The organism is Paracoccus fistulariae (assembly GCF_028553785.1).
In the GTDB taxonomy this organism is placed as follows: Bacteria; Pseudomonadota; Alphaproteobacteria; order Rhodobacterales; family Rhodobacteraceae; genus Paracoccus; species Paracoccus fistulariae.
In genome coordinates this window covers 26,752-50,601 of the sequence record NZ_CP067136.1, presented here as the reverse complement: position 1 = coordinate 50,601, position 23,850 = coordinate 26,752, and the positions used below count along the sequence as shown (strand labels likewise).

Here is a 23,850-nt window from a genome sequence, read left to right as displayed (position 1 = left end):
GCTCCCCCGGGATATTTGGGCAAAGAAGAAATCAGGGGCGGGAGAGATCGGCGGCGGCGGCGGCGATGCGGCGGTCCTGTTCGGTTTCAGGGCCGGTGGCCCAGGGGCGAAAGCGCAGGCGGAAGGCGGCGAGGCGGTGATCGGGGGCGATCTCGGGATAGCCGATGGTGGTGAGGCTTTCGGCCAGGGGGCGGTCATGGGTTGCGCCGGGCCAGATCGCCAGCCCTTCGCGGGCGAGGCGCTGCCAGTCGAAGCGCGGGCCGGGGTCGATCTTGCGTCCCGGGGCCATGTCGGAATGGCCGATCACGCCCGCCGGGCCGATCTGCCAGCGTTGCATGATCTGGCGCAGGAGATCCACCAGCGCATCCATCTGGGCGGCAGGAAAGGGGCGGTCGCCGGGATTGGCGAGCTCGATCCCGATGCTGCGGGAATTCACGTCGTCGCGCCCCTGCCAGCTGCCTGCGCCCGCATGCCAGGCGCGTTTATCTTCGGGCACCAGAGCCTCGACCTGTCCGCCTTCGTCGATCAGCCAATGGGCGCTGACTTCGGCGGCGGGATCGCAGAGCCGCGCGCGGGCCGCGGTGCAATCGGCCATGCCCGTGTAATGCAGCACGATGAGTTCGGGGCGCTGACCGCGACGGTCACCGAAATTGGGGCTTGGCGGGTGTTCCGTCAAAGCTGGGGCTGGCGGAAGGGCACCGGGTTCCAGCCGCAGACAAAGCCATCGCCATCGGGATCCATGCCGCGCGGATCGCGATCCGGTCCACCTGCCGCGAGGAAGGCGGTCTGGGCGGCATTCGCTTCCTTGTAGCTGGCGCAGGCGCGGGCCGCCGTTGCCGTGCTGCCGCCGCTGCGGGCGAAGACGCGGGTGCCCGGATCATGGGGCTGGGCAAAGGCGTAGCGGACCAGAACCGGGGTCGAGCCGGGATAAGGTCCGGATGCGGTGGTGGGCAGCATCGAATCCGGCACGATCTGGGTCGGCGCATCGGGATCGGCCGCGGCTGCCGCCGTGGTGGCCGTCGCTGCTGTCGCAGCGCGGGCGCGGCCTGCGCCCATGGTTTTCGGCACCGGCACCGGATCGCGGCCTGCGATCTGTGCGGGGGTGAAGGATTCGGCGGGCAGCGCCACCGGAATGGTGTCGGGCGATTCCGTATTCGTCACCAGCGCCCTTTCCCGATCGGCGCGATATTTGCCATAGGCATCGGCGCCAAATTGATAATTCGGGTTCCACCCCTGATTCTCACCACAGCTGGCCAGCGCCAGAACCGAGATCACCAACCAGCCGCGCATCTTGCCTCCATCACATCAACAATCGTGGCAAGCCTACCACCAGCGGTCAGGCTTGGCCACAAAACCCGCAGCCTTTTCAAGCACCAACGCCTGATTAAGTAAATCCGCTTCTTCGAAGGGGCGTCCCAGAAGCTGCAGCCCAAGCGGCAAACCGCGTGAATCGAGTCCGACCGGCACCGAAATCCCCGGCAAACCGGCCAGATTCAGCGTGACGGTGAAAACGTCGTTCAGATAGACCTGAACCGGATCGGCATTATCCATTTCCCCAAGCGGGAAGGCCGCCGAAGGGGTCGCGGGGGCCAGAATCGCATCCACGCCCTGGGCATAGGCGTTTTCGAAATCCTGCTTGATCAGGCTGCGAACCTTGCGCGCGCGGTTGTAATAGGCGTCATAGAAGCCCGCCGACAGCACATAGGTGCCGATCATCACGCGGCGCTGCACCTCGGGGCCAAAGCCCTCGGCGCGGGTCTTTTCATACATCTCGACCACGCCGTCGCCCTGCCCCAGCTTCGCGCGGCGGCCATAGCGGACGCCGTCGTAGCGGGCCAGATTGGACGAGGCTTCCGCGGGCGCGATCACATAATAGGCGGGCAATGCGTATTTCGTATGCGGCAGTGAGATATCGACGATCTCGGCCCCGGCATCGCGCAGCATTTCCTGCCCCTGTTTCCAGACGGCGTCGATATCGTCGCGCAGCCCGTCAATGCGGTATTCGCGCGGGATACCGATCTTCTTGCCACGGATATCGCCGGTCAGCGCCGCCTCGAAATCCGGAACGGGCATGTCCGCGCTGGTCGAATCCTTGTCATCGACCGAGGCCATGGCGCCCAGCATGATCGCCGCATCGCGCACCGATTTGGTCATTGGCCCGGCCTGATCCAGCGACGAGGCATAGGCGATCACGCCCCAGCGGCTGACCCGGCCATAAGTGGGCTTCAGCCCGACCGTGCCGGTAAAGGCAGCCGGCTGGCGGATCGACCCGCCGGTATCGGTGCCGGTCGCGGCAAGGCACAGATCCGCCGCCACGGCCGCCGCCGAGCCGCCAGATGAGCCGCCAGCGGTGCGGGCCTGACCGTCCCCGGCCTTCCACGGGTTGACCGCGGCGCCATAGACGCTGTTTTCATTGGCCGAACCCATGGCGAATTCGTCCTGGTTCAGCTTGCCCAGCATCACCGCGCCCGCATCCCATAGGTTCTGCGTCACGGTCGATTCATATTCAGGACGGAAGCCTTCCAGTATCCGGCTGGCCGCCTGCGTGGGCACGCCCTTGACGCAGAAGACGTCCTTGATGCCGACCGGGATCCCGGTCATCGGCGCGGCCTTGCCCGCCTTGATCCGCTGATCGGCGGCGCGGGCCATGTCACGCGCCATGTCCGGCGTTTGATGGACAAAGGCATTCAGCGCGCCCGAGGCCTCGATGGCCGTGAGGCAGGCGTCCGTCAGTTCGACCGATGTCACGTCGCCCCTGGCAAGCGCGTCGCGCGCCTCACTGATGCCCAGTTTGTTCAGATCGCTCATTCCACCACCTTTGGCACAGCAAAGAAGCCTTCCCGCGCGTCGGGCGCATTGGCCAGAATCTTGTCCTGCATGCCGCCCGCCGTCACGACATCCTCGCGACGTTTCAGCCGCATCGGCGTCACGCCGGTCATCGGCTCGACGCCATCGACATCGACCTCGTTCAGCTGTTCCATGAATTTCAGGATGCCGCTCAGTTCGCGCGCAAGAGCGGGCAACTGAGAGTCATCGACGGCGATTCGTGCCAGATGGGCGACCTTGCGGGCCTCGTCCTCGGTGATCGACATGACATTTCCTTTCGTTGCGCGCGGGTCTACAACCCAACGGGCGCCCCTGCAAGAACTGCGCATTGTCAAAGGTCACAGCATGACTGCCGTTTTCTCGATCCTGCCGGTTATCGCCCTTGTCGCGCTTGGCCATATCCTGCGGCGCACCCGCATCATCGCGCCGCAAAGCTGGCCCGGGATCGAGCAGCTTGGCTTTCGGGTGATGTTTCCCGCGATCCTGCTGACCTCGATCTACCGGTCCGAGCTGACGCCCGGCAGGCTTGCCCCCTATCTGGGCGCCATGGCTGCGGCTTTCGCGATGGTCGGGCTGCTGGCGCTGGCGCTGCGTCGCCCGCTGCGGCTGAACAATCCGCGTACCAGTTCCTTGTTTCAGGGCGCGCTGCGGTTCAATTCCCTGCTTATTCTGGCAGTGGCCGCCCAGGGCCTTGGGCCCGTGGCCCTGTCCGATCTGGCGGTGGCCATGGCCTTCCTGATACCGGCCTTCAATATCTCGGCCATCATCGCCCTGACGCTGCTGCCGCCAGAGGACCCCAGCCGCCCGGCCACAACGCGCAGACAGGCGACGCGGCGCATTGCCACGGAAATCCTGCGCAACCCGCTGGTTCTGGGCTGCGTGGCGGGGCTGGTCCTGAATATGACTGGAATCCGGCTACCCGCCTGGCTGCTGACGCCGCTGGACTGGCTGGGACAGGGCGCGCTGGCCGTGGGCCTGCTGACGGTCGGTGCGGGGATCGAGCTGCGCCGCCTGTGGCAAAGCGATCTGGCCATGTGGACAGGCGTGGGATTGCGGCTGCTGCTGTGCCCGGCCATCTTCCTGCTCATCGCCCTGTTGATCGCCCTGCCCCAGAACCAGATCGCCTCGGGCCTTCTGGCCACTGCCGCCCCCGGAGCCTCGGTGGGCTATATTCTGGCGCGGCAGATGGGCGGAGACGCGGATTTCTTTGCCGATATATTTACGTGGCAGACGGTCCTCTCTGCGATGACCTTATCGATATGGCTTCTGGTCGGCGGAGCGATCGCTGGCTGAGAAGACGTGAAAGCGCCGCATATTTTGCGGTGCCTTCGGGCCTTCGCGGTCTTTATCCTTCACAGGCATGGCGAGGGCTATCGCCCCGCCATGCCTATGCGACAGACCGTCCGAAAATCAGCCGATCCCCCGGTTTGTTACTTGGCTTGAGGGACACAAATTTAATTTCAGAACTGGCAAAATTTCCTCTTGCGCCCATCTGCGCCCTCGCCTAAACACCGCTCCACGCCGCCAGCAAGACTGGAAGCGCTGAAAAGGTGGCCCGTTCGTCTATCGGTTAGGACGCCAGGTTTTCAACCTGGAAAGAGGGGTTCGATTCCCCTACGGGCTGCCACAAAATCCGCTGCATCGCTTTGTCGGTAGGCCCAGCGCGTTGCGCTTTTTATTGGTGTACCGCTCGACTTCTGCCAGCGTTTCATGTCCAGCTACTGCCATAATCTCGTGCGGTATAGCGCCAGCTTCTGCCAGCCTTCTTGCACACGCTTTGCGCAAACCGTGGCTTGTACATTGGGGCAGGCCCGCACCGTTGCACCAGTCGCGCATCGAGTTCCCTAGTCCAGCAGCCAATCTCGGACGCCCTGCTTCGGTTTGAAGGAATGTCTTGGGCGTCGGTGTCTGCCGGTCGAGGCGGCTGGCCATTCGGCAGCGTCAGGGTCTGGAACAGCAGCGATCAAGTGGTTTAGTCTAACATATCTGCGATCCCTAATTTTTTGTTCGCACTCTATATAGGGCTTGAACCTAAGTTTAAGGTCGAGGGGCCGATCACTGAAAGTCGAAGAATTTGCGAAAGCCGCCGACGTGACCACCTCGCGCATCCGGTTGTATGAGCGGCAAGTCGTATCCCGGCTGCCGATCGCGGGGCAGACGGATATCGTGACTATCCCGAGGATCTGGTCGCACTGCTGCGTTTTATCGAACAGGCACAGGGGCTCGGCTCCACCCTGCGCGAAGTCACCGATATTGAAATCCGCGGCGGCGATCACATTGTTTCATGCACAGATACTCTGTCACTTCTGGAGATGAAACGCGATACCTTCACTACGCTGATCGTCGAGGCCAAAGACCGAAAGCGCCGGATCAGGGCGCTCATGGCTGAGTTGGAGGCCCACAAAACGGCGCAGATTTCTGCTGAATAGCGCAGCAGTCCGGATTGCTTGTCGTATGGCAGCGCCAAGCCGAACCTCTGAAATACCGGACCGAGATGGTCCGGCACGTAGTTTTCGACGGTACAGACCCTACACCAGACCTCGCAATTTCTGCAATTCATGCAGCATAGGCCCAAGCTTGCCGCAATATTCCGGGTCCTTGGCGGAATACTCGTCCACGACTTCCAGCGAGTACCGGCGCAGATTTTCCAGCGCCTCTTCGTCAAGCTGGGTCAGTTCGCCGCCCATTTCATCGACGAATTGCTGCGCATAGGTCATGTCGCGATACAGGAAATGCGCGCTGGCATCGGCGGATGTGGCGCGCACGATCTCGTTGAAGATCGCTTGAATCTCGGGGCTGCTCTTGCTCCAGGTATCCAGCCCGACGATCACCTCGCCGTTCAGATGGCCGACCAGATCGGGGCGAACGATGTATTTGTTCACCTCTTGCAGGTTCATCCCCCAGCCAGTCGAAGTCGAGCCCCAATGCGCGCCGTCGACCACGCCGGTCTGCAGGCCCTGATACAGTTCCGCCCCCGGGATCGACACCGGCGTCGCACCCATCTTGACGAAGACATCCGCCGCCGGCCCGGTCGAGCGCACCTTCCAGCCGGCGAAATCGGCGGTTGTGCGCAGCGGGCGGTTGGAATACAGCGCCAGCCCTGCATAAGACACCGGCCCGGCCTGATAGACGCCCTGCGCGGCATAGGCCTCGCGGATAATGTCCAGAGCGCCCATTTCATACATGAAGGCGGCCATTTCCTCGTGCTTGTCCCACATGCCGATAAAGCCGTTCAGATGCGCTGCAGCGGGGATGCGTCCGATCCAGTAGGCGGGATAGATGAAGGCGCTTTCCAACAGGCCCCGGCGGACGGCGTCCAGCACCTCGCCTGTGCGTACAAGTCCGTCATTCTGGACCGGGGTGATCGTCAACTCGCCGCCCGTGGCCTCGGTCACGCGGTTGCAAAATTTGACGAAGACATCCTCGTAGTACCAGTTCCCGGTCGGCCAGTGGGTCTGCATCCGCCAGGTGGTGGTGCCCTGCGCGATGGCGGGCGGCGCGGCCAGCGCAGCGGTGGCCAAGGCGGCGGTCGTGCCGGTCAGGAAATGGCGGCGCGATGGCGTCGTTGGTTTCGTGTTCATCATGGGTCTCCTCTCACTCTCTGTTGGTTCAGGGGCGCGTTCAGGCACTGGTCGCTGCCGTGATCAGTTGCGGGAAGGCGAAGATCAGCGCACCGACGCCCAGCATTAGCAGCAGGAACGGCAGCACGGCCGCATAGATCTGCGTGATAGGGGTCCTGGGGCTGAGGGTCTTCAGGTAGAACAGGTTATAGCCGAAGGGCGGCGACACGTAGCCAATGCACAGGTTCAACTGGAACAGGATGCAGAACCAGATTGGATCAAAGCCAAGTTGTACGACGATCGGAAAGAAGATCGGCAGCACCAACAGAATAATCCCCACCGGATCAAGGAACATCCCAAGGATCAGCGTGATCAGTTGGATCAGCAGAATGGTGATCAAGGGCGACGAACTGAGGCCGGTCAGCATCTGCTGCATGAAGGCCGTGCCGCCACCGCTGCCATATATCGAGGTAAAGGCGGTGGCGCCAAAGACGATCCAGATCACCATGCCGGTGACCGATGCGGTCGTATAGCTGACTTCTTTGATATAGCGCCAGTTCAACTCGCCCCGCAGCGCGACTGACAGGGTGACGGCGGCGGCGCCGATGGCGGCGGCCTCGGTCGGCGTCGCAATACCCTGAAAGATCGAGACAAGCACCGACAGGATGATCAGCACGGGCAGGATCACCGATTTCAGCGAGGCCAGCCTTTCGCGAAGCGGCGGCGTCTCGCCGATGGTTGGCGCCAGTTCCGGGCGCAGCCAACTGCGGACCGCCACATAGCCCATGAACACCGCCAGAACTATCAGCCCGGCAATCATGCCGCCCAGAAACAGCCGCCCGATGGATTGGCCGGTCTGCATTCCGATCAGGATCAGCGTGATCGAGGGCGGGATCAGGATGCCCAGCGTGCCTGATGCCCCGATCGTGCCCAACACGAATTTGCGGTCATAGCCGCGCTGATCCATAGCCGGAATGCCAACCATGCCGGTGGTGATGGTCGAGGCCGCGCAACTGCCCGTCATCGCCGACAGCGTGGCCGCGAAACCCGAGGTGCCCAGCAGCAATCCACCGGGCATCCGCCCCGACCAGAGGTAGAAGGCATGATAAAGATCGCTGGCGATCCTGGATTTGGCCAGCGCCACGCCGATAAAGGTGAACAGCGGGATCGCCGATAGCAAAATCGACCACATGCCGCCAAAGGCCGCCGAAACGATGGAATACATGCCGTTCGGGCCAAAAATCAGATAACCAAAGATAACTGCGGTGCCACCCATGGCAAACGAAAGCGAGACACCGCATATGACGGCGATCAGCAACGTGCCAAACATGCCGTAGGTCAGGATTTCAGGCGTCATGGGGAAGCATCTCCTGTTCGGCATCTTCTGCCTTGGCGGCCTCGGCATCGCTTGGCGAGATCAGGTAGAGCACTGCCTTGATTGCCTCGCTGATGCCCTGAAGGGTGATCAGCAGGCTGCCAAGGAACAGCGCCAGCTTGGGCGGCCACATGGCGTGGCGCAGGGCGCTGTCATCGACCTCGGCCCATCGCCAGGCGTCCATAAAGAAGCGCCAGCCTTCGATGGTCAGAACCGTCCCCCAGAGGATCAGGAAGGCGTAATTCAGCAGGTCCAGAAAAGCGTTGCGACGCGAGGATTCGGGCGTCAGCAGAATGTCGACCCGGACGTGATCGCGCTGGATCAGGGTATAGGCACCGATCAGGATGAAATAGGATCCGAAAATCCGCTGCGTATAGCCATGCGCCCAGACCGTCGGCTGACCGAAGACATAGCGCGCGACGACCTCGTAGCACAGCACCGCGATCCCGGCCCAGATCAGGAAGCTGACGACCTGGCCGATGGCGGTGTTCATCCTGTCGATGGCGCGGGTCAGACGGCGGATCATTCTGCGCCCCCATTTTCGTCGCGTTGGACGATGTTCAGGGCCCGGATGGCGAAGCGTTCTGCCAGTGGGGCGAGGTCTGCGGCCTGTTCGGATGCGGCATTGCCGCTGCGCACGCGATCGGCGATGCCGACGAAGATAGCGGCGAAGCGGAACATGGCGAAGGCGCGGTGGAAGCTGGTCAGCGGAATGTCAGTGATGGCGTTTGCCTGATATTCGGCGACGAACTCTTCCAGCGCCGGGATACCGGCTGCGGCCCAATCGGTGCCCAGAATGCCGCCATATTCATCGGGCGCGCTGTCCCATGGCATGGTACAGAAACCCAGATCGGCCATCGGGTGGCCAAGGGTCGACAATTCCCAGTCCAGCACGGCGATGACGCGCGGCTCGGTCGGGTGGAACATCATGTTGCCGATACGGAAATCGCCATGGCTGATCGCCACCGCGCCGTCATCGGCGGGCGCGTTGGCAACGATCCAATCGGTCAGCTGGTCCAGTGCCGGAATACGCGGCCCGGTGGATTCCCGACACTGCCGCGACCAGCGTGCGATTTGGCGGTCGAAATAATTGCCGGGCTTGCCGTAATCGGACAGGCCGATTTGGTCGGGCCGGACCGCATGCAACCGCGCCAGTGTGCGGGCCGTGTCCAGATACATCTCGCGCCGGTCACCTGGACTGACGCCCTGCAGCGAACAGTCGGAAAAGACGCGGCCATCCAGCCAGTCCATCAGATAGAAGGGTCGGCCGAGGATGGTTTCATCTTCTTCCAGCCATCGGACGACAGGCACCCGCACGTCGGTCGGGTCAAGTGCCTTCATGACGCGATATTCGCGCTCGATCGCATGGGCGCCGGGCAGCAGTGGACCGGGCGGCTTGATGCGCAGGACAAAGCGGTCGCCACCGACACCCACCCGATAGGTCGGGTTCGACTGCCCGCCCGAGATCTGCGAGACCTCCAGCCCGGACTTGCCCGGCAGTTTTTCGGTCAGCCATGCCTCAAGCGCGGCAAGATCAAGATCACTGCTCATCGGTCATCTCCTTCGCCTTTTGGCGCAATGCGAATTTCTGAACCTTGCCGGTCGCGGTCTTGGGCAGCGGTCCCGGAATGAATTTCTTCGGGCGTTTGAAGCCTGCAAGATTCTGGCGGCAGAACTGCTCCAGCGCCTGAAGGTCGGGCGACGATCCCGATCGCATCTCGATGAAGGCCCAGGCGGTTTCGCCCCATTTCGGATGCGGCGCGGCGACGACGGCGGCGATCAGGATATCGGGGTGCTGATGCAGCACGGCCTCGACCTCAAGACTGGAAAAATTCTCTCCGCCCGAAATGATGATGTCCTTGGCGCGGTCCTGGATCTGGATCTCGCCATCAGGATACAGCACCGCCAGATCGCCGGTGCGGAACAGGCCGGTGCCAAGGGCTGCTTCTGTTGCGTCAGGGTCACGATAATTGCCGGCCATCAGGGTGTTGCCGCAGAGCGCGATCTCACCCACTGTTTTGCCATCGGCGGGAACGCTGTGATCCGCATCGTCAACCACGAGGACGGCGCCTGTCGTGACATGGCGCAGGCCCTGCCGCGCCAATCGGGTGGCGCGCTGTTGCAGGCTGGCGTCTGGCTGAAAGACTGGTGCGTTCAGCGTTACCGGACCATAGCTTTCGGTCAGCCCGTAAAGATGGACGATCTGAAACCCCAGCTCTTCCATTCGCGCGATCAGGGCGGGCGTGGGGGCCGCGCCGCCCGTGCCGACTCTGACCGGCTGCGGCGATGGTTCAGACATCTGCTCCATCAGCATGTAAAGCACCACGGGCGCGCAACACATATGGCTGATCCGCTGGTCAGCGATCAGACCGATCATCTGCGCCGCGTCTATCCGGTCCAGACAGACATGGGTGCCGCCCGCTGCCGTGATCGCCCATGTATGTGTCCAGCCGTTGCAGTGAAACATCGGCAAGGTCCACAGATATCGGGTCTGATGATCGAAGGCCAATGCGGCGACATTGCCCAGGGCATTCAGATAAGCGCCCCGATGGGTGTAGACGACGCCCTTCGGCCTTCCCGTCGTGCCTGAAGTATAGTTCAGCGCGATGGCATCTGTTTCCGCCGCTGGTCCGGCGGCAAGCGTGGCCCCGGGCAAATCGGCCGCGAGAAAGTCCAGCCCGTCGCCCGCGCCGGGATTGCCGCAGAGTTGAAAGACCGGAACGGGGGCGTCGCCCAAAGCGGCCAGCGTATCGGCATCACCGATCAGCAACCGGCTTTGCGCGTGGTCGAGGATATAGCTGATCTCCTCGGCCTCCAACCGCGTGTTCACCGTGTTCAAAACCGCGCCAATGCCCGGCACCGCATAATGCGCTGCCAGCAATTCGGGCCGGTTGGGCAGGATCAGCGAGACGACATCGCCCGGGCCGACGCCCCTTGCCCGCAACCAATGGGCCATGCGGCGTACCAGCGCGCCAAATTCGGCATAGCTGAGGTCCCGATCACGCCAGATGACGGCGGTTTGGTCGGCATAGGCCTGTTCCGCGCGCCGCAGGAAATTCAGCGGCGACAATGCTTCGTAATTCGTGGCGCAGGGCGCCAGATATGGCTGTTCGAACATCGGAGCCTCCTCCCCCGTGACGATTGTTCAGCGGCGGGGATCAGTGCTGCGCGACGGGCCAGCGCCAGAAACCGTCCGGCGCGTCGGAAAGCTGGCGACTCAGCACCATCTGGTGCACCTCATCCGCGCCATCGACCAGCCGTGCCTGGCGGGCATAGCGATAGATCCATTCCAGCACAGTGTCGGTGGAATAGCCGCGCGCGCCATTGATCTGGATCGCGGTATCGGCGGCCTTGTGCAGCAGGTTTGCCACATGGATCTTGGCCATCGAGACCTCCTTGCGCGCGAAATCGCCCTGATCCAGCGTCCAGGCGGCTTTCATGACCAGCAGGCGACCGATCTCGATCCCCATGGCCAGATCGCCCATCTTGATCTGGGTGCTTTCGCGGTCTGCCAGGCGGATGCCAAAGCCCATGCGATTCTCGGCATAGTCGCGCGCGATCTCGGTGCAGCGCTTGGCCAGACCCAGCCAACGCATGCAATGGGTCAGCCGCGCCGGGCCAAGCCGCATCTGCGTCAGTTTCAGCCCCTGCCCCTCGCCCAGCAGGATACGGTCGGCTGGCAGTTCCATGCCGTCATAGGTGATCTCGCAATGACCGCCATGTTCCTCGGGGCCCATGATCGGGATGCGACGCTCGATGCGCCAGCCGGGCTCGTCCCGGTGATGAAGGAACGCGGTCAGGCCTTTTCGCGGATCGTCCGAAGTGCGGGCCATGACGATGAAATGGCTGGCATCCTCGGCCCCGGTGATGAACCATTTCCGGCCGGTGATGACATATGTGTCTCCGCGCTTTTCGGCGCGCGTTTGCATCATGCCCGGGTCGGATCCGCCGCCCGGCGCAGGTTCGGTCATGGCAAAGGCAGAACTGACCTCACCCGACACAATCGGCGCCAACCAGCGTTCCTTCTGCGCCTTAGTCGCGGCCTGTTCCAGAACCATCATATTGCCATCATCCGGCGCGGCCGAGTTGAACACGACCGGCCCAAAGATCGAACGGTTCATTTCCTCGTAACAGACCGCCATCCCGATCTTGCCCAGCCCCTGCCCGCCGGTTTCCCTGGCCAGCTGCAGGCACCACAGGCCCTGATCACGCGCCTGCGCACGCAGATCCTCCAGCGCCGGACGACCGATATTGCCATGCTCGTCCCATTGGCTGCGATCTGCCTCGACCGGCAGGATGCGGGTCTCGACGAAATCGGCGATGCGGGCGCGGTAATCCTCGATCTCGGAGGAAATGGTGAAATCCATGGTCGCCTCCTACAGCGATGAAACAAGATGACCGCCATCGACGGCGATGTCGGCGCCGGTGATGAAGCGGCCCAGATCGGACAGAAGCAGCATCAGCGCGCCATCCAGATCCTGCGGCTGGCCAAGGCGGCGCTGCGGGACCCGGCGGATCAGCGCTTGACCCTGTTCGGTGGCAAAGAAATCGCGGTTGATTTCGGTTTCGATATAGCCGGGGCTCAGGGCGTTCACGCGAATGCCGTGCCGCGCCCATTCCAGCGCCAATGCGCGGGTCAGTTGCAGCACCGCACCCTTGGACGCCGCATAAGCCGCCACATGGCCCGACACGCGCGAGCCAAGGATCGAGGCGATATTGACAATCGAACCGCCCTGCCCTGCATCGCGCATAGCCGACGCCGTGGCGCGGGCGACATGGAAAACGCCTTTGACATTTGTGTCGATCACCCGATCCAGTGTATCGGCATCCAGATCCAGCGCCGCGCAACTATGCGATACGCCGGCATTGTTGACGACCAGATCAAAGACCTGCCCTTGCAGCGCCTCCTCGACCGCCCGTGCAGAGCTGACATCCAGTTCCAGCGGTGTCGCCTGAAATCCCTGATCGCGAATCCCGTCGCACAGCGCCTGAACCCGGTCGGTCCGGCGAGCGGCGGCGAAGACATGCACCCCCTGCGCCGCCAGTAGCTGCGCGAAATGCGCCCCAAGGCCGGAAGAAGCCCCAGTGACCAACGCCCTGCTGCCCGAAATGCCGGGCCATGGATGTGCTTCATGTTCAATTTCGGTCACAGCATCAATCCTCCTATCGAGCGCTCGCTCATTTTTTATGCAAGAAGCCCGATCAAGTTGTCAAGCGAGCGTTCGTTCTATAAATTGCAGCGCAGACTCGAGGTGCTGCGCCAGAGCATCCGGGCCGGTCTGATCGTCACGACAGCCGCTGAAGAGAAAGAGGCAAAGAAAATGTTCGAATCGAAGGGACATACCGCCGATGACCTGTGCCGTTCGATGCTGGAGCGACATGCCGATGTTATCTCGGTCCAGAAGCCTGATGTTGCGTTAAAAAAGCTGAAAGTCATCATCGCAGCAGCACTGAAGCTGTCGAACAGCAAGGGATTTCAGGCCATGTCCCTGCGCGATCTGTCAAAAGAATCGGGTGTATCGATGGGCGGGCTTTACGCCTATTTCGACAGCAAGACGACGCTCTTGAACATGATCCTGACCGAAGTCACCGATGCCGTCGAAGTTGCGCTGGCCAATCCGCCGGCCGAAGTCGTCAGCGATCCGATCGAACATCTGAAATGGCTGATCGAGGCACATATCCGCCTGACCGAGGATATGCAGTCATGGTTCAGCTTTGCCTTTATGGAGGCCAAGAACTTTCCCGCCAAAGAACGCAGCAGGGCTGTCGATAGCGAGGAACTGACCGAATCGCTGTTCGCCGAAGTCACCGTCCGCGCCAGCGCACAGGGGCGCTTTCGCCCCGGCGTGACACCCCTGCTGCCGACGATGATCAAGCCGCTGCTGCAGGACTGGTATGTCAAGCGCGCCAAATACCGCCGCCGGAAGGTGTCGGTCGAAGAGTACATTGCGGCAGTGCAGGAAATGGTCCTGGCGGCGTGCCTGCCCGTCGACCAACTGCCCGACCCAACCGCCAGGTGATTTCTTGCCCCCCTTGCAAAATCAAGGAGACGTTTCGATGGCTGAGCAGGTGGACAGCCAGATGGCATGGGTCGCCACTACCGCATCGCGGCGGTCTGTGTGGACTTCCCGGACCTGCCTCAGTGGACTGGTTGATATGCAGTGCAGTCGCTTCGACGCGAGGCACAACAAACACGGCAGAGGCCAACCTGACTACGCCTCGTACAACGATATTCTGAATCAGATCGCGATCGAAAAGAAATGAGTGAACGCAATGCCGGACCAGACTCGTCCGCAGAACAGGGACAAGACTAGCCCCAGGAAGGCGTCCAAAGGGACCGCCTATTCAACATCCAAAAGGCGATAGATATAGTGCTGAAATGTATAGAGATCGACCTTTCTGATTTCCGCCGCCGCGACCTCGTCCCGCCTTCGCAGGGCGGTCACGAATTCATCCTGAATGCGAATGGTGAAGGTGACGAATTCGGCATCTTCGCCATCATCACTCCGCGCCAACGCAGCGGCGTAATAGGGCGCAGTCCGGGCTCGGAGATTGATAAGCTGCTCGCATAGCGCCTCGGACCCGCAGCGCTCGGCCAGGATACGAGATACCCCCTGGATCGTCGTGACACGGCTCGGGATCTCTGATTCGACCCAATAGACGCGGCGCGTTGCAAGGATTGCCTCCTCAAGATCGTCGATGTCAGCATCGGTCATCACCGACACACATCTGCGCGCCGCCTCTGCCTCCAGAAGGTTTCGAATCGCGAAAATCTCGTCCATGAGCTCCCGGTCGATGTTCGGAATCTGGACGCTGTAATTCGGCCGCAATACCAAGACACGCTCGACCGTCAGCTTGCCGATCGCATCCCGGACCGGCTGCACGCTGGTGCCCAGTTCCGACGCAAGCGCACGTAGCGTCAGGCGCGTCCCCGGAAACCACTCACCGCGGAGCCGCCGCCTCCAGCATCCTTCTCTGAACGTCATTGGCTTTCTCCATGGTGTCGAGGCGTACCGCGATGCTGCTCGAACTGGCCGACCGGGGTGGCTCGACCGATACGCTGATGATCGACGCGACCCATCTGAAGACGCACCGCACCGCTTCCAGCCTGGGGCTGAAAAAGGGGGCAAGGGCCGTCTCATCGGGCGCACGAAAGGCGGCTTGAACTCCAAACTCCACACCGTCACTGACGCTCTGGGCCGTCCGTTGCGGATGTTCCTGACTGCGGGCCAGCGCAGCGACTATATCGGCGCGCGGGCGTTGCTGGATGGTCTGCCGCCCGCGAAACACCTGCTGGCAGATCGCGGCTACGACGCCGACTGGTATCGCCAAGCCCTTGAGAACAAGGGGATCACGCCCTGTATCCCTTCGCGTAAAGGACGCAGGATTCCGATCCCGCACGACCACGAACGCTACCGCAAACGCCACAAGATCGAGAATAGTTTCGCCCGCTTGAAGGACTGGCGGCGCATCGCAACCCGCTACGACAGGTGCCCGAAAGTCTTTCTCTCGGCATGCGCCCTCGCGGCCATCGTCATGTTCTGGCTATGAGTCCTGACCCTTCTGTATCTGCGCTCTGCTAAACTTGCCCCGTCACGGACCCCGGCCAGGGTCAGTGACGGGGTGGTGCGCGACGTCTGACCCTTGTGGCATGACCACGCTTCTTAGCCTGTCGGCACCGCCTCTCTTCATCGTCTCGAACAGTTGATTGCGGCCTTGCAGGACCGCGCACCAGAAGGAAGAGAGCATGGACAACCTATCACATGGCCGCGTTATCGGCATAGATGTCAGCTGCGACTGGCTGGACATTCATTGCCTCCCCGATGGCCATCGCCTCAGAGTGCCAAACGCTGCGGCAGGTCATGCTGCCGTGGCGAGTCTTGCCCGGGACCGAAATGCCATCGTCTGCTTCGAGTCGACAGGTGGTCAAGAATGGCAGCTCTGGGCGCTTCTGGAGGCAGAGGGTGTTGCGGCCCGCCAAGTGCCACCCGCACAGGTAAAGGCGTTTGCGCAAAGCCGCGGCACGCGCGCCAAGACCGACCGGATCGATGCGGAACTCATCGCCCGCTTCTTCGTGTTCCGGCCCGAAGCAGGCCGCGGTCTTCCCACAGAAAAGCTGCGCCTTCTCAGAGCTTTGACATCAAAACGAGCCCAGTTGGTCGAAATGCGCAAACGTCTTCTGGCTCAAATCCGCGCGCACCAGAAACTGGGAACCGCTTTGATGTTCGAGGACGTCGACAGCGAACTGAAGCAAAGGATCGACGGTATCATCGAGGAACTGGAAGACCGGATCACCCGAGCCATCGCCAGCGACGATCACCTGTCAGAGGTGGCTGCCGTCCTCCGCTCCATTCCTGGGATCGGCCCTGTTGCCAGCTCGATGCTGATCGCAGAAATGTCCGAGATCGGCACCATCACCGGCGAAGAGGCCGCAGCACTCACTGGATTAGCACCGGTCGCACACGACAGCGGAACTCTTCGTGGGAAGCGCGCCATCGCCGGAGGGCGCCGCGCCCTGCGGCACGTGATGTTCCAGGCGGCCTTAGTCGCAGCACATCACAATCCAAACCTGAGGTCCTTCGCAGATCGTCTCCGCAAGGCTGGCAAGCCGCACAAGGTCATAATCACCGCCGTCGCCAGAAAGCTGGTCACCGTCGCGAACGCGCTATGCAAAAACCGTCAGAAATGGGTCGCCACTGCTCCCTGACAGATACAGTTGCTAGTCGGGATGATGGCGGATTATGCCGTCATGCGGGCGCAGGCGCGGGCGTGCACGCCGTAGGGAGCATATGCCGGAAGGGCGCTGATCCGCCCGGTCGCACTGGGGAATTGACGATGTTAAAAAGCGGCCGAGGTTCGCTGCACAGCTATATTCGCACAGTTCGATGCGGGCTATCGCGCGTGAAAATAGGCACAATTGTGCATGCGGCAATAGATATCCGATTTTCTACGACGACGATGAAACCCAGGGGCCGAACCACCTTGTACGTAGATACATCACCACCGCCGGGGCGCTTTCAATCGGAGTTCAATGTCGGGATGCCCATCGCGATCTTTCCGCCATGCGCGGTCTGATCGCCGACGCGCATGACTCCGCGTCCGTTGATCTTCACTACACTTGATCCCTTGACCATCAGGTCGGGCAGCGGAGGCGATCCGGGACATCCGCATTGCCCGCCTTCGCCCGCAACAGGGATGCCATTGAATTTCACCAGAGTCTGACCGGGATTCATGACCGGCCCACCGCCGTGGATCGGGCATGTATGAGCGTGGCCGAGAAGCGCTACCGGTTTCGACATACCTTTATTCGCCCTTATGACTGTTCAACCCGGACCGCCGCCTCGAAAAATGGCGGATAAACGTCGGTCATCACGGCATCTCCAATCCAGCCAATCTCATCCGGCTGAAGAAAACCATCCTTATCACGCGCACGCGACTCTGTTTCATGCCACTGCATCATCTGAACGCGCTGTTCCGGCGTAACCGTTGGCCCGATTTTGCGCCACCATTCGCGGAACAGCATTTGCCGATAGCCATCTGCAGCGACCATGGCCGGATCGTATTGAAACTCCTTGAACCACTTGTCCCAGAGAAAGTTATCCCAGTCTGATCGACGAGTTTCATCTTCCTGCCACGCTTTCCGATCAAGCTTTACGCGTTGCTTCAGGGCAGCCGCGGGCTTATTGACCTGCTCGTGCCAAGAGGCATACAACCGATCGCGCACGTCCGCGCCGGACCGATCAAGCTTAGCAAGTTCATCAGGTCGCCACCAACCAATCGTATTGTCCCAAAGCGAAGCAGATGGGCGTCCTTCGAACTCGGAATAGCTCCACATATCTGAATCTAACGCGCGCCCCCACTTATAAATACGATCAACATCTTCACCGGCATCCTCCAGCCGTTCAAGCATCTCTCGCACATTATTGCTGATCTGTGTGTCAGACCCCGAAGGGTCGGTTTTCTTCTGCTTATAGAAGTAGTCCTCAGTTGCAGCACGAACGGCATCAAGCCGTTTCATGGGACGCAATAAGACGTCATCAAATTCGCCGGCACGGTCTGACACCATCCAATACCAGGAAGGCTTCACGTTGAGCAGTTGCCGATGAGACAATTTAATCATGGAATCAGGCGTCCTTATTTCTGATCAAGAGGTTAACGCCGGGCCGGACGGGCCCCCTTGCGGACGAATGATACGCAAATAATCACGCATTCTAGCACTTTCTCTTGCAGCCGGTAGAGATTGACAATCCGCGTGATTGCGACCTTTGAATGGAATGGTCTCAGGGGTCCACCCCGTAGCACCACCTTTACCGTTCCCGATAATCTTATTAATCGTTTCACGCTCTTCACGAGAGAAGAATTGACTTGGATCGCACTCCGGAGTTTCCCCAGCGTCCGCCTGAAAGGGTTTATATGTGTCAGCCAGCTTTCTCCTCGCGCCCGTTAGTTCATCGACGTGCCGATCCCAAGATGGGGTCCCCGGTCCATCTGCGCCACACATCTGTTCGATCATCCTGTTCAGATAGCCATGGAAACCGCTTGAGTTTCCGGGATCACGTTTGTTGTTATATAGCGCATGCTTGGCATCATTCGCCGCTTGCTGGCACTTTGCCGCGCAGTCTTTGCACACCTCTTCCTCAGCCGCCGCCCCTTCAGCGCGATCAGTTTCCTCGGCCTCCTCCTCAGCGTTTTCCATGCTGTTGATATGGTCCTGCAGGGCAGACGCTGCAGCACGACCTGCCATTCCACCAATGCGTGACCCGACAGCTCGGCCAATCAAGGTACCAAGACCGGGCGGAGGAATGAACGACCCTATGATCCCGCCGATCCAGCCTCCGGCGACCTTACCTCCCAGCTCCCCTGCTGTTCCAGCGGTACTCATGTATCGATCTCCGCCGCAGCCTGTTTCATGCGTTCCAGCGTATCCAGCATTGCTTTCTTGACCTGCCGGTCCGGCGTTTCATCGCCTGACCGAATAAAATCGCGCACACGGCGATCTTTTGCCACACGACCCTCGGTGATTGCCATCAGATAGGCCCACCTCTGATGGCCGCCTGCACTGCTGACACCCAACTCTTTGCCCGACTTGCGACTGCTACGCGCGATTTGCTCAAGCTGCTGGTCTGACAGACCCTGAAAATCGGGAGGGAGCGTTCTACGCAGAAAGCCGACGGTTCGCTGAAGCGATCTGCGCTCTCGCGCATGCTTGATCTCTTCCATAGTCGCGGCGCTGAGGGTCAGCAGCCCTGATTGCGGCTTTGGCAATGCGTCGAACCGATCTGCCTGCAGCCAATCACGGCCATGTGCCCAGTCTGGGTCTGAAGCGAAGAACAGGCGCGCGGCTGGACCATAAAAGCGCGCTATTTCGGCAGCATCCATTGCCGGTAGTGTTTGCGCAATGACATTTGCATCTGCGTGGCGAAACAGGACCGCCTCATGGGTCTCGGAATCTTGCGAACCATTTACATCAGGACGCGCCAAATCATCCGGTGGCGCAAATTCCTTCGGGATCAGCACCATATTGATGCCCCTGAGGTGCTTGTAGAGCGCCTCTGCGCCTGCGGGGCATTGCCAGAAGACTGCAGCGGGGCGGTTGGCGATGAGGGTCATCAGCGCCGGGATGGTTTCCTGCGGCGCTCGGCCGGTGATCTTTTCGGCGCGCTCGTCCAGCCAGACCATATGCGGCGCGGTGATGATCTGTTCGGGGTTGTTGTCGCCGCGATCCAGATAGAGCGGGCGGCTGACAAAATCGCCCAGCATCAGCTCTTGCGGAAGGTTGTCGAATTGCGCGCCGTCGAGAACCGCAAAGACCGGCGCAGCCTTGTGATCCAGCGCGAGCAATGCTTCCTCCAGCGTTGTCGGAGTTTGCGCTTCCGTTGTCGGTTCATCGCGCGCGGGTTGGTTCGCCGCATCCAGCGACCAGGGATCGTTCTGCTTCATCCTTTTCCTCGCGAATGATGTTGCGGATTTAATCGAAGTGCTTAGAGAGCGCGGTCATCATTTCTCAGCGCGGATCCGATCGGCGCGTGCATTGGCTTCGGCAGGCCAGTGCGTCGCGCGCCATTCGTCAAAATAGGGCGGGCGCGGCAATGTCCCGGCCTCCATCTGCGCGCGCAGCTCGGCCGGGGTGGGTACATCGTCGTAAAGTCCACGCTCGGTGAGGATGGCGCGCACATCTTGCAGATCGCGGCCATTCGGGCTGTCGAGAATAACGCGAGAGGTCAGCGCCTTGTTTGCAACCGTGCGCCCGTTTCCGGCATAAGCGCTCGGGTCCGCTCCTTGTTCGATCAGGAATTTGACCATCCCCCAACCATCACTGGTTGCTGCGGAGATGACGGGTGTCATACCAAAAAAACCACGTGTCTCCAGATCGGCCCCAGCCTTCAGCAGTGCATCGACCGCAGGATAATTTCGCTCGCTAATCCGCCAGAAGATGACCGGAAGATCGTTATAGAGTTTATAAATGTCGACGTTCTGTGCCATGTCCTGCCTCTCATCCTTTGCGAGCGCCCATCCCACTGCCAGCAATACGACCAGAGCCGAGGCGACGGCCGCCTTAGTCAACCACCGCATCCATTTGCCTCCATCTGTCGTTGAATCTGGGATTCTTCCTGTTTCAGTGAGTTCTGCACCTCTTGCATCCCATGCAGTTGAACTCCGCTTTTGGCGTTGTTTTCCAAGCTCGTATTGAAGTTATTTCCGGTCCATTGCCCACGGGAATAATTAGCAGCCTTCACATCGGCAATGCTGCGCCGGATACCGAAGGCCTTGGGACCGAACCGGTCCTGAAAGTCGCTCAGGATATCGCCCGTAACATTCGTGGCATGAACCAGATCGGTATTGGCCAGCGGCAAGCCAGCCAAAGTACTACCCGACAGCCCGGCGGCGTTGAAAGTCTGAGCAGGAAATCCCGACGCCCCCGATGCCGTAGCAGCCAGACCGCCCCCAAGCGAATGACCGACGAAAGAGGTTGGGCCGACACCAGATCGGCGAAGACCCTCTCCTATCCAGCTAGCCTGTGTGTAATATGCCGTCTCCAATCCCAGGCGCTGGCTTATATTGGTCTGCCAGTCAGCTGTACTGGACATCTTGGTCCCCTTGAAGCCGACCACATAGCTTTCCGCACCACTAATCGGGTCGGTCTTCACAAAAGCCTCAGCATGAAAGTCTGGCTCATCTCGCAACACCAGCAAGTTGCTCCCCGCGCCATCCGACAGCCCCATCTTCTGAAGATCAGCCTCGGTCGCCCGCCTGTATCCTTCAGGCAGCGGCGCGTTCGGGTCATAGGTCGCGGCGGCCAGCATGGCCTTTTCCTGCTCGTCCCTGTTGTTGTCCAGTTGTTTCCTCAAAGCCTTGCAGATGTCTTCCCGGCACTGCTTGCAAGGCGCGTTGTCACTACCGGGTGATAAATCGGCATCGGCCATCGCCTCGGCATGTTCAATCTGCGCCGCTGTCACCCCACTTTCAAGCAAAGCGTCCGCCAGATCGTTTGTCGCCGTTTTCACCGTACCCCCCATCCTCTACCTCACGAAGGGCGTTGCTGATTTGGCCATGGCGCGGAGGCATTTGCTGCCTTCGCCGGGGCCGCCGGATTTGAAGTCGATGGCATTGCCCTCGATCAGGACCTTCAGCCCGCGGATACGCACGCCGGATTTGTTGATCTCGACATAGCCGCCTGGTGCTGACAGCAGCAGCGTGTCGTCGGCCTTGATCTCCCAGACCCGCGAGGTGCCTTCGAACTTCTCCTCGGACGAGATCTGGTAGAGCTTGCCCGAACTATGCGCCGCGCGCTGGCCGGTATGGGTGGTGTATTCCTCGCCCACATCGACGGTCTTGGTCTTGCCGACCTGCAGGCGCTGCTCGACCCCGACCTTGGTGAATTCCTTCTGCCCGATGGTCGTGTTGCGGACCGAGCCGACCATGGTGTTCTTGAACAACCCGATCTGCTCGGTCCGCGCCAGGCCGATCGTGTCGGCCTTGAACTTCTCGACCAGCGTGTTCATCACCCCCGAGACCGGCATGATCGCCGAGAGCACACCGCCAAGCGCGGTGCCCGTGCCGACCTGTTCAGCCCCCGCAACCGCCTTGTTCTGACCGGCACCGTCGAAGGCCGAGATCAGCGGGCTGGAGGCGATCTCGCCACCAACTGTCGCGGCGACAACCCCGCCCAGAAAGGCTGGGATCGAAGGATCGCCCGCCTCCTCGGCCACGTTCATCGCATCCTTGGTCGCCTGTCCCGCGATTCCAGCAAGCGCTGCGAAGAGGCCCAGCTTGCCGCCGCCCACGGTCAGATTCATCGAGCCGCCAATGCGTTCCTGGTGGTTGCTGCCAATCTCGATCGACTTGTTGCTGCCCACGCTTTCGACCTGATCGTTATCCACCCGCTTCATGCGGTTGTTCAGGACCTTCAGCGTCTGGTCCTTCTGGGCATGAAGCGCGATGTTTTCCTGCCCGGTCTCATCCTCGAAGCTGATCTCGTTGAAGCCCTGTCCTTTATGGGTATTGGAACGCATGACCATCTTGGTCTTGTTGGCGGGCAGAGGGTAAGGCACTTTCTGCCTGGCATTCGGGACGACGCCTGTCACCACGGGCCTGTCGGGGTCGCCGTCCAGATAGCTGACCATCACCTCCATACCGATGCGCGGGATCACCTGGCCGCCCCAGCCGGCACCGGCCCAGTTCTGCGTCACCCGCACCCAGCAGGTGTCCGAGCCATCCTTCCTGGCCCGCCGGTCCCAGGGGAACCACAGCTTGACGCGGCCATATTCGTCGGGATGGATCTCCTCACCCGCAGGGCCCGCCACGATCGCCACCTGGGTGCCGTCGATCCGCGGCTGAGGCGTTACCCGCCGCGGCGTCGCGGGCACATCCGCGGGCAGCGCCAGGAAGCGGTTCACATATTCGGGCTGGTTCTCGACGCTTTCATAGCTGGTATCCGTCACCTCATGCTCGATCGCCAGGATCACATGCGGCGCGAAGACATTGTCCGGATTGGCCACGTCATAGGGCGTCAGCCGCGACCCCGCCGCAAGCGTACGCACATTCGACGACCCCTCGACCCGGGCATGCTCGGCCTCATCCGCCTGCATCCGCAGACGGGCCACGCGTTCCACCGCCCCATCCTCGATCCCGTCGCTGGCGCGGCCGCCCGGACCATAGCCCGCCTGTACCGGGTATTCATATCGCTCGTAACCGCCATTCCGGGGCAGGTTGATCAGGCCGGGGCTGACCCCGCCCGGCACATGGCCCGGGGTCTGGAAATTCCAGTCGCCCCCGGCATGCGCCCCCGGAATGTAGCGGAAGGTGGTTTCGAACCGGTTAATGTGATTGCGATCGGTCGAGCCATGGGCAAAGCGCACATCCTCACCCCCCAGATAGCCCGAGGCATGGCTGGCGATATGCAACCGGTGCGCGCCTTCCTCATGCGACCACCAGAAGAACAGCCCGTCCTCCTCCAGCCGCCGCGTCAGATAGGCCAGATCGGTCTCGTTCCATTGCACCGAGTAATGCTGCGGCGGCACCGGATCGGTCACGCCGCCGGTCCGCGGCGCGGCGATGCCATGTTCCGACATCAGCGTCTGCGCCACCTCCAGCGCCGACATGTCCAGCCAGATCCGGCAATCCGAGCGCTGCGACAGAAGCCACAGATCCGGGCGCAGGATCAGCTCGTAATGGCGCAGCCCACGGCTCTGGCGGGGGCCTGCGCGCAGATCGGTGACGATCGCATTCCATTGCCGCCATTGCCCGCCGCCCAGTTCCAGCCGCAGATCGACCGGCTTGCCCAGCAGATCCTGCGGCGTCAGATCCGGCGATTTCGACCGCAGCGAGACACGCCCCTCGAACAGCTCGGAAATCGCCTCACGCCAATGCAGCTTCTGCGCCAGAAGCACATCCGCCCCCAGAGCGCTGTCAATGCGCAGAATCCGCTCAGCCTGGATGAAGTCGCCCTCGGCAGTCATAATGCGCCTCGCCCGTAAAGAACTCGTAAAATCACGAAAGGTTATACAGCAGTGGAACTCACTGTCAGCACCCGGATTCAGCCGCTTGCAGGAAAACGCCACAGAATAAAGACGGATTGCAATCGGAAGC

General features: G+C 61.3%; 24 protein-coding genes, 1 tRNA gene and 1 pseudogene. 6 read left to right on the top strand and 20 right to left on the bottom strand.

The window, feature by feature from the left end; all coding sequences use genetic code 11:
• Window positions 1-31: 31 nt before the first annotated feature.
• The 4 genes from JHX87_RS00275 to gatC are packed head-to-tail and all read right to left on the bottom strand — an operon-like array spanning window position 32 to window position 3,092.
• Window positions 32-676, bottom strand: a complete 645-nt coding sequence (locus JHX87_RS00275; protein ID WP_271884320.1) for an N-acetylmuramoyl-L-alanine amidase — start codon at window positions 674-676, stop codon at window positions 32-34.
• Entirely contained in the window at window positions 673-1,290 is a 618-nt protein-coding gene (locus JHX87_RS00270; protein ID WP_271884319.1) for a hypothetical protein, read from the bottom strand. Before JHX87_RS00270 ends, JHX87_RS00275 begins: the two co-directional genes overlap by 4 nt.
• A 33-nt stretch (window positions 1,291-1,323) precedes the next feature.
• Complete coding sequence (gene gatA, locus JHX87_RS00265; RefSeq protein WP_271884318.1) at window positions 1,324-2,808, bottom strand: Asp-tRNA(Asn)/Glu-tRNA(Gln) amidotransferase subunit GatA; 1,485 nt, start codon at window positions 2,806-2,808, stop codon at window positions 1,324-1,326.
• The gene (gene gatC, locus JHX87_RS00260; RefSeq protein WP_271884317.1) at window positions 2,805-3,092 is read right to left on the bottom strand and encodes an Asp-tRNA(Asn)/Glu-tRNA(Gln) amidotransferase subunit GatC; all 288 of its coding nucleotides are present in this window, start codon (window positions 3,090-3,092) and stop codon (window positions 2,805-2,807) included. Before gatC ends, gatA begins: the two co-directional genes overlap by 4 nt.
• A 79-nt stretch (window positions 3,093-3,171) precedes the next feature.
• Between gatC and JHX87_RS00255 the strand changes: the two genes are divergently transcribed.
• A complete protein-coding gene (locus tag JHX87_RS00255) occupies window positions 3,172-4,119 on the top strand; it encodes an AEC family transporter (RefSeq protein ID WP_271884316.1) in 948 nt (315 codons plus the stop codon).
• Window positions 4,120-4,378: 259 nt separating this feature from the next.
• Window positions 4,379-4,453 (top strand) — tRNA-Glu (locus JHX87_RS00250).
• Here the strand turns inward: JHX87_RS00250 and JHX87_RS18505 are convergent.
• The 8 genes from JHX87_RS18505 to JHX87_RS00215 form a co-directional block, all read right to left on the bottom strand.
• The gene (locus JHX87_RS18505) at window positions 4,441-4,662 is read right to left on the bottom strand and encodes a tyrosine-type recombinase/integrase (protein WP_419182191.1); all 222 of its coding nucleotides are present in this window, start codon (window positions 4,660-4,662) and stop codon (window positions 4,441-4,443) included. The two genes, JHX87_RS00250 and JHX87_RS18505, sit on opposite strands and share 13 nt — an antisense overlap.
• Before the next feature lie 692 nt (window positions 4,663-5,354).
• Window positions 5,355-6,407 (bottom strand): TRAP transporter substrate-binding protein, encoded by a 1,053-nt coding sequence (locus JHX87_RS00245; protein ID WP_271884315.1) that lies wholly within the window; start codon window positions 6,405-6,407, stop codon window positions 5,355-5,357.
• A 40-nt stretch (window positions 6,408-6,447) separates the two neighbouring features.
• On the bottom strand, window positions 6,448-7,743 hold the full coding sequence (locus JHX87_RS00240) for a TRAP transporter large permease (protein WP_271884314.1): 1,296 nt from the start codon (window positions 7,741-7,743) through the stop codon (window positions 6,448-6,450).
• Entirely contained in the window at window positions 7,733-8,287 is a 555-nt protein-coding gene (locus JHX87_RS00235) for a TRAP transporter small permease subunit (RefSeq protein WP_271884313.1), read from the bottom strand. Before JHX87_RS00235 ends, JHX87_RS00240 begins: the two co-directional genes overlap by 11 nt.
• Window positions 8,284-9,312: a phosphotransferase family protein gene (locus JHX87_RS00230; RefSeq protein WP_271884312.1), complete on the bottom strand. Its 1,029-nt coding sequence runs from the start codon at window positions 9,310-9,312 to the stop codon at window positions 8,284-8,286. Before JHX87_RS00230 ends, JHX87_RS00235 begins: the two co-directional genes overlap by 4 nt.
• Window positions 9,302-10,879 (bottom strand): AMP-binding protein, encoded by a 1,578-nt coding sequence (locus tag JHX87_RS00225; RefSeq protein WP_271884311.1) that lies wholly within the window; start codon window positions 10,877-10,879, stop codon window positions 9,302-9,304. The genes JHX87_RS00230 and JHX87_RS00225 overlap by 11 nt, the downstream gene beginning before the upstream one ends.
• A 40-nt stretch (window positions 10,880-10,919) precedes the next feature.
• Window positions 10,920-12,128, bottom strand: coding sequence for an acyl-CoA dehydrogenase family protein (locus JHX87_RS00220; RefSeq protein WP_271884310.1), 1,209 nt, complete (start codon window positions 12,126-12,128; stop codon window positions 10,920-10,922).
• Between the two features lie 9 nt (window positions 12,129-12,137).
• Complete coding sequence (locus JHX87_RS00215) at window positions 12,138-12,911, bottom strand: SDR family NAD(P)-dependent oxidoreductase (RefSeq protein WP_271884309.1); 774 nt, start codon at window positions 12,909-12,911, stop codon at window positions 12,138-12,140.
• Here JHX87_RS00215 and JHX87_RS00210 point away from each other — a divergent pair.
• Together JHX87_RS00210 and JHX87_RS00205 are read left to right on the top strand one after the other, a co-directional pair.
• Window positions 12,894-13,781, top strand: coding sequence for a TetR/AcrR family transcriptional regulator (locus JHX87_RS00210; protein ID WP_271884308.1), 888 nt, complete (start codon window positions 12,894-12,896; stop codon window positions 13,779-13,781). The two genes, JHX87_RS00215 and JHX87_RS00210, sit on opposite strands and share 18 nt — an antisense overlap.
• 37 nt (window positions 13,782-13,818) lie before the next feature.
• Window positions 13,819-14,025 carry a hypothetical protein gene (locus JHX87_RS00205; RefSeq protein WP_271884307.1) on the top strand — a complete coding sequence of 69 codons (207 nt, stop codon included), beginning with the start codon at window positions 13,819-13,821 and terminating at the stop codon, window positions 14,023-14,025.
• 77 nt (window positions 14,026-14,102) lie between these two features.
• On the opposite strand, the gene JHX87_RS00200 is transcribed toward JHX87_RS00205, so the two are convergent.
• Window positions 14,103-14,747 carry a GntR family transcriptional regulator gene (locus JHX87_RS00200; RefSeq protein ID WP_271884306.1) on the bottom strand — a complete coding sequence of 215 codons (645 nt, stop codon included), beginning with the start codon at window positions 14,745-14,747 and terminating at the stop codon, window positions 14,103-14,105.
• Between the two features lie 68 nt (window positions 14,748-14,815).
• Here JHX87_RS00200 and JHX87_RS00195 point away from each other — a divergent pair.
• Both JHX87_RS00195 and JHX87_RS00190 read left to right on the top strand, forming a co-directional pair.
• Window positions 14,816-15,312, top strand: a pseudogene (locus tag JHX87_RS00195) (IS5 family transposase); the annotation flags it as partial.
• Window positions 15,313-15,508: 196 nt separating this feature from the next.
• Window positions 15,509-16,468 carry an IS110 family RNA-guided transposase gene (locus tag JHX87_RS00190; protein ID WP_272833779.1) on the top strand — a complete coding sequence of 320 codons (960 nt, stop codon included), beginning with the start codon at window positions 15,509-15,511 and terminating at the stop codon, window positions 16,466-16,468.
• A gap of 310 nt (window positions 16,469-16,778) precedes the next feature.
• Here the strand turns inward: JHX87_RS00190 and JHX87_RS00185 are convergent, their stop codons facing one another.
• The 7 genes from JHX87_RS00185 to JHX87_RS00155 form a co-directional block, all read right to left on the bottom strand.
• Window positions 16,779-17,060: a PAAR domain-containing protein gene (locus JHX87_RS00185; protein WP_271886972.1), complete on the bottom strand. Its 282-nt coding sequence runs from the start codon at window positions 17,058-17,060 to the stop codon at window positions 16,779-16,781.
• Window positions 17,061-17,074: 14 nt separating this feature from the next.
• Window positions 17,075-17,881 (bottom strand): hypothetical protein, encoded by an 807-nt coding sequence (locus JHX87_RS00180; RefSeq protein ID WP_271886971.1) that lies wholly within the window; start codon window positions 17,879-17,881, stop codon window positions 17,075-17,077.
• Between the two features lie 24 nt (window positions 17,882-17,905).
• Window positions 17,906-18,643 (bottom strand): hypothetical protein, encoded by a 738-nt coding sequence (locus JHX87_RS00175; protein WP_271886970.1) that lies wholly within the window; start codon window positions 18,641-18,643, stop codon window positions 17,906-17,908.
• Window positions 18,640-19,701 carry a DUF4123 domain-containing protein gene (locus JHX87_RS00170; protein WP_271886969.1) on the bottom strand — a complete coding sequence of 354 codons (1,062 nt, stop codon included), beginning with the start codon at window positions 19,699-19,701 and terminating at the stop codon, window positions 18,640-18,642. The genes JHX87_RS00175 and JHX87_RS00170 overlap by 4 nt, the downstream gene beginning before the upstream one ends.
• Before the next feature lie 57 nt (window positions 19,702-19,758).
• Window positions 19,759-20,244, bottom strand: a complete 486-nt coding sequence (locus JHX87_RS00165; protein WP_272833781.1) for an ankyrin repeat domain-containing protein — start codon at window positions 20,242-20,244, stop codon at window positions 19,759-19,761.
• Between the two features lie 77 nt (window positions 20,245-20,321).
• On the bottom strand, window positions 20,322-21,266 hold the full coding sequence (locus JHX87_RS00160) for a Tle-like phospholipase domain-containing protein (RefSeq protein WP_271883873.1): 945 nt from the start codon (window positions 21,264-21,266) through the stop codon (window positions 20,322-20,324).
• A gap of 15 nt (window positions 21,267-21,281) precedes the next feature.
• The gene (locus tag JHX87_RS00155) at window positions 21,282-23,720 is read right to left on the bottom strand and encodes a type VI secretion system Vgr family protein (RefSeq protein WP_272833780.1); all 2,439 of its coding nucleotides are present in this window, start codon (window positions 23,718-23,720) and stop codon (window positions 21,282-21,284) included.
• Window positions 23,721-23,850 lie beyond the last annotated feature (130 nt).

What these genes read in the sequence shown, in the direction of transcription:
- JHX87_RS00270 (WP_271884319.1), bottom strand. Translation starts at nt 1,290, where the DNA reads ATGCGCGGCTGGTTGGTGATCTCGGTTCTGGCGCTGGCCAGCTGTGGT.
- gatA (WP_271884318.1), bottom strand. Translation starts at nt 2,808, where the DNA reads ATGAGCGATCTGAACAAACTGGGCATCAGTGAGGCGCGCGACGCGCTT.
- gatC (WP_271884317.1), bottom strand. Translation starts at nt 3,092, where the DNA reads ATGTCGATCACCGAGGACGAGGCCCGCAAGGTCGCCCATCTGGCACGA.
- JHX87_RS00255 (WP_271884316.1), top strand. Translation starts at nt 3,172, where the DNA reads ATGACTGCCGTTTTCTCGATCCTGCCGGTTATCGCCCTTGTCGCGCTT.
- JHX87_RS18505 (WP_419182191.1), bottom strand. Translation starts at nt 4,662, where the DNA reads ATGCGCGACTGGTGCAACGGTGCGGGCCTGCCCCAATGTACAAGCCAC.
- JHX87_RS00245 (WP_271884315.1), bottom strand. Translation starts at nt 6,407, where the DNA reads ATGAACACGAAACCAACGACGCCATCGCGCCGCCATTTCCTGACCGGC.
- JHX87_RS00240 (WP_271884314.1), bottom strand. Translation starts at nt 7,743, where the DNA reads ATGACGCCTGAAATCCTGACCTACGGCATGTTTGGCACGTTGCTGATC.
- JHX87_RS00235 (WP_271884313.1), bottom strand. Translation starts at nt 8,287, where the DNA reads ATGATCCGCCGTCTGACCCGCGCCATCGACAGGATGAACACCGCCATC.
- JHX87_RS00230 (WP_271884312.1), bottom strand. Translation starts at nt 9,312, where the DNA reads ATGAGCAGTGATCTTGATCTTGCCGCGCTTGAGGCATGGCTGACCGAA.
- JHX87_RS00225 (WP_271884311.1), bottom strand. Translation starts at nt 10,879, where the DNA reads ATGTTCGAACAGCCATATCTGGCGCCCTGCGCCACGAATTACGAAGCA.
- JHX87_RS00220 (WP_271884310.1), bottom strand. Translation starts at nt 12,128, where the DNA reads ATGGATTTCACCATTTCCTCCGAGATCGAGGATTACCGCGCCCGCATC.
- JHX87_RS00210 (WP_271884308.1), top strand. Translation starts at nt 12,894, where the DNA reads ATGTTCAATTTCGGTCACAGCATCAATCCTCCTATCGAGCGCTCGCTC.
- JHX87_RS00205 (WP_271884307.1), top strand. Translation starts at nt 13,819, where the DNA reads ATGGCTGAGCAGGTGGACAGCCAGATGGCATGGGTCGCCACTACCGCA.
- JHX87_RS00200 (WP_271884306.1), bottom strand. Translation starts at nt 14,747, where the DNA reads ATGACGTTCAGAGAAGGATGCTGGAGGCGGCGGCTCCGCGGTGAGTGG.
- JHX87_RS00190 (WP_272833779.1), top strand. Translation starts at nt 15,509, where the DNA reads ATGGACAACCTATCACATGGCCGCGTTATCGGCATAGATGTCAGCTGC.
- JHX87_RS00185 (WP_271886972.1), bottom strand. Translation starts at nt 17,060, where the DNA reads ATGTCGAAACCGGTAGCGCTTCTCGGCCACGCTCATACATGCCCGATC.
- JHX87_RS00180 (WP_271886971.1), bottom strand. Translation starts at nt 17,881, where the DNA reads ATGATTAAATTGTCTCATCGGCAACTGCTCAACGTGAAGCCTTCCTGG.
- JHX87_RS00175 (WP_271886970.1), bottom strand. Translation starts at nt 18,643, where the DNA reads ATGAGTACCGCTGGAACAGCAGGGGAGCTGGGAGGTAAGGTCGCCGGA.
- JHX87_RS00170 (WP_271886969.1), bottom strand. Translation starts at nt 19,701, where the DNA reads ATGAAGCAGAACGATCCCTGGTCGCTGGATGCGGCGAACCAACCCGCG.
- JHX87_RS00165 (WP_272833781.1), bottom strand. Translation starts at nt 20,244, where the DNA reads ATGGCACAGAACGTCGACATTTATAAACTCTATAACGATCTTCCGGTC.
- JHX87_RS00155 (WP_272833780.1), bottom strand. Translation starts at nt 23,720, where the DNA reads ATGACTGCCGAGGGCGACTTCATCCAGGCTGAGCGGATTCTGCGCATT.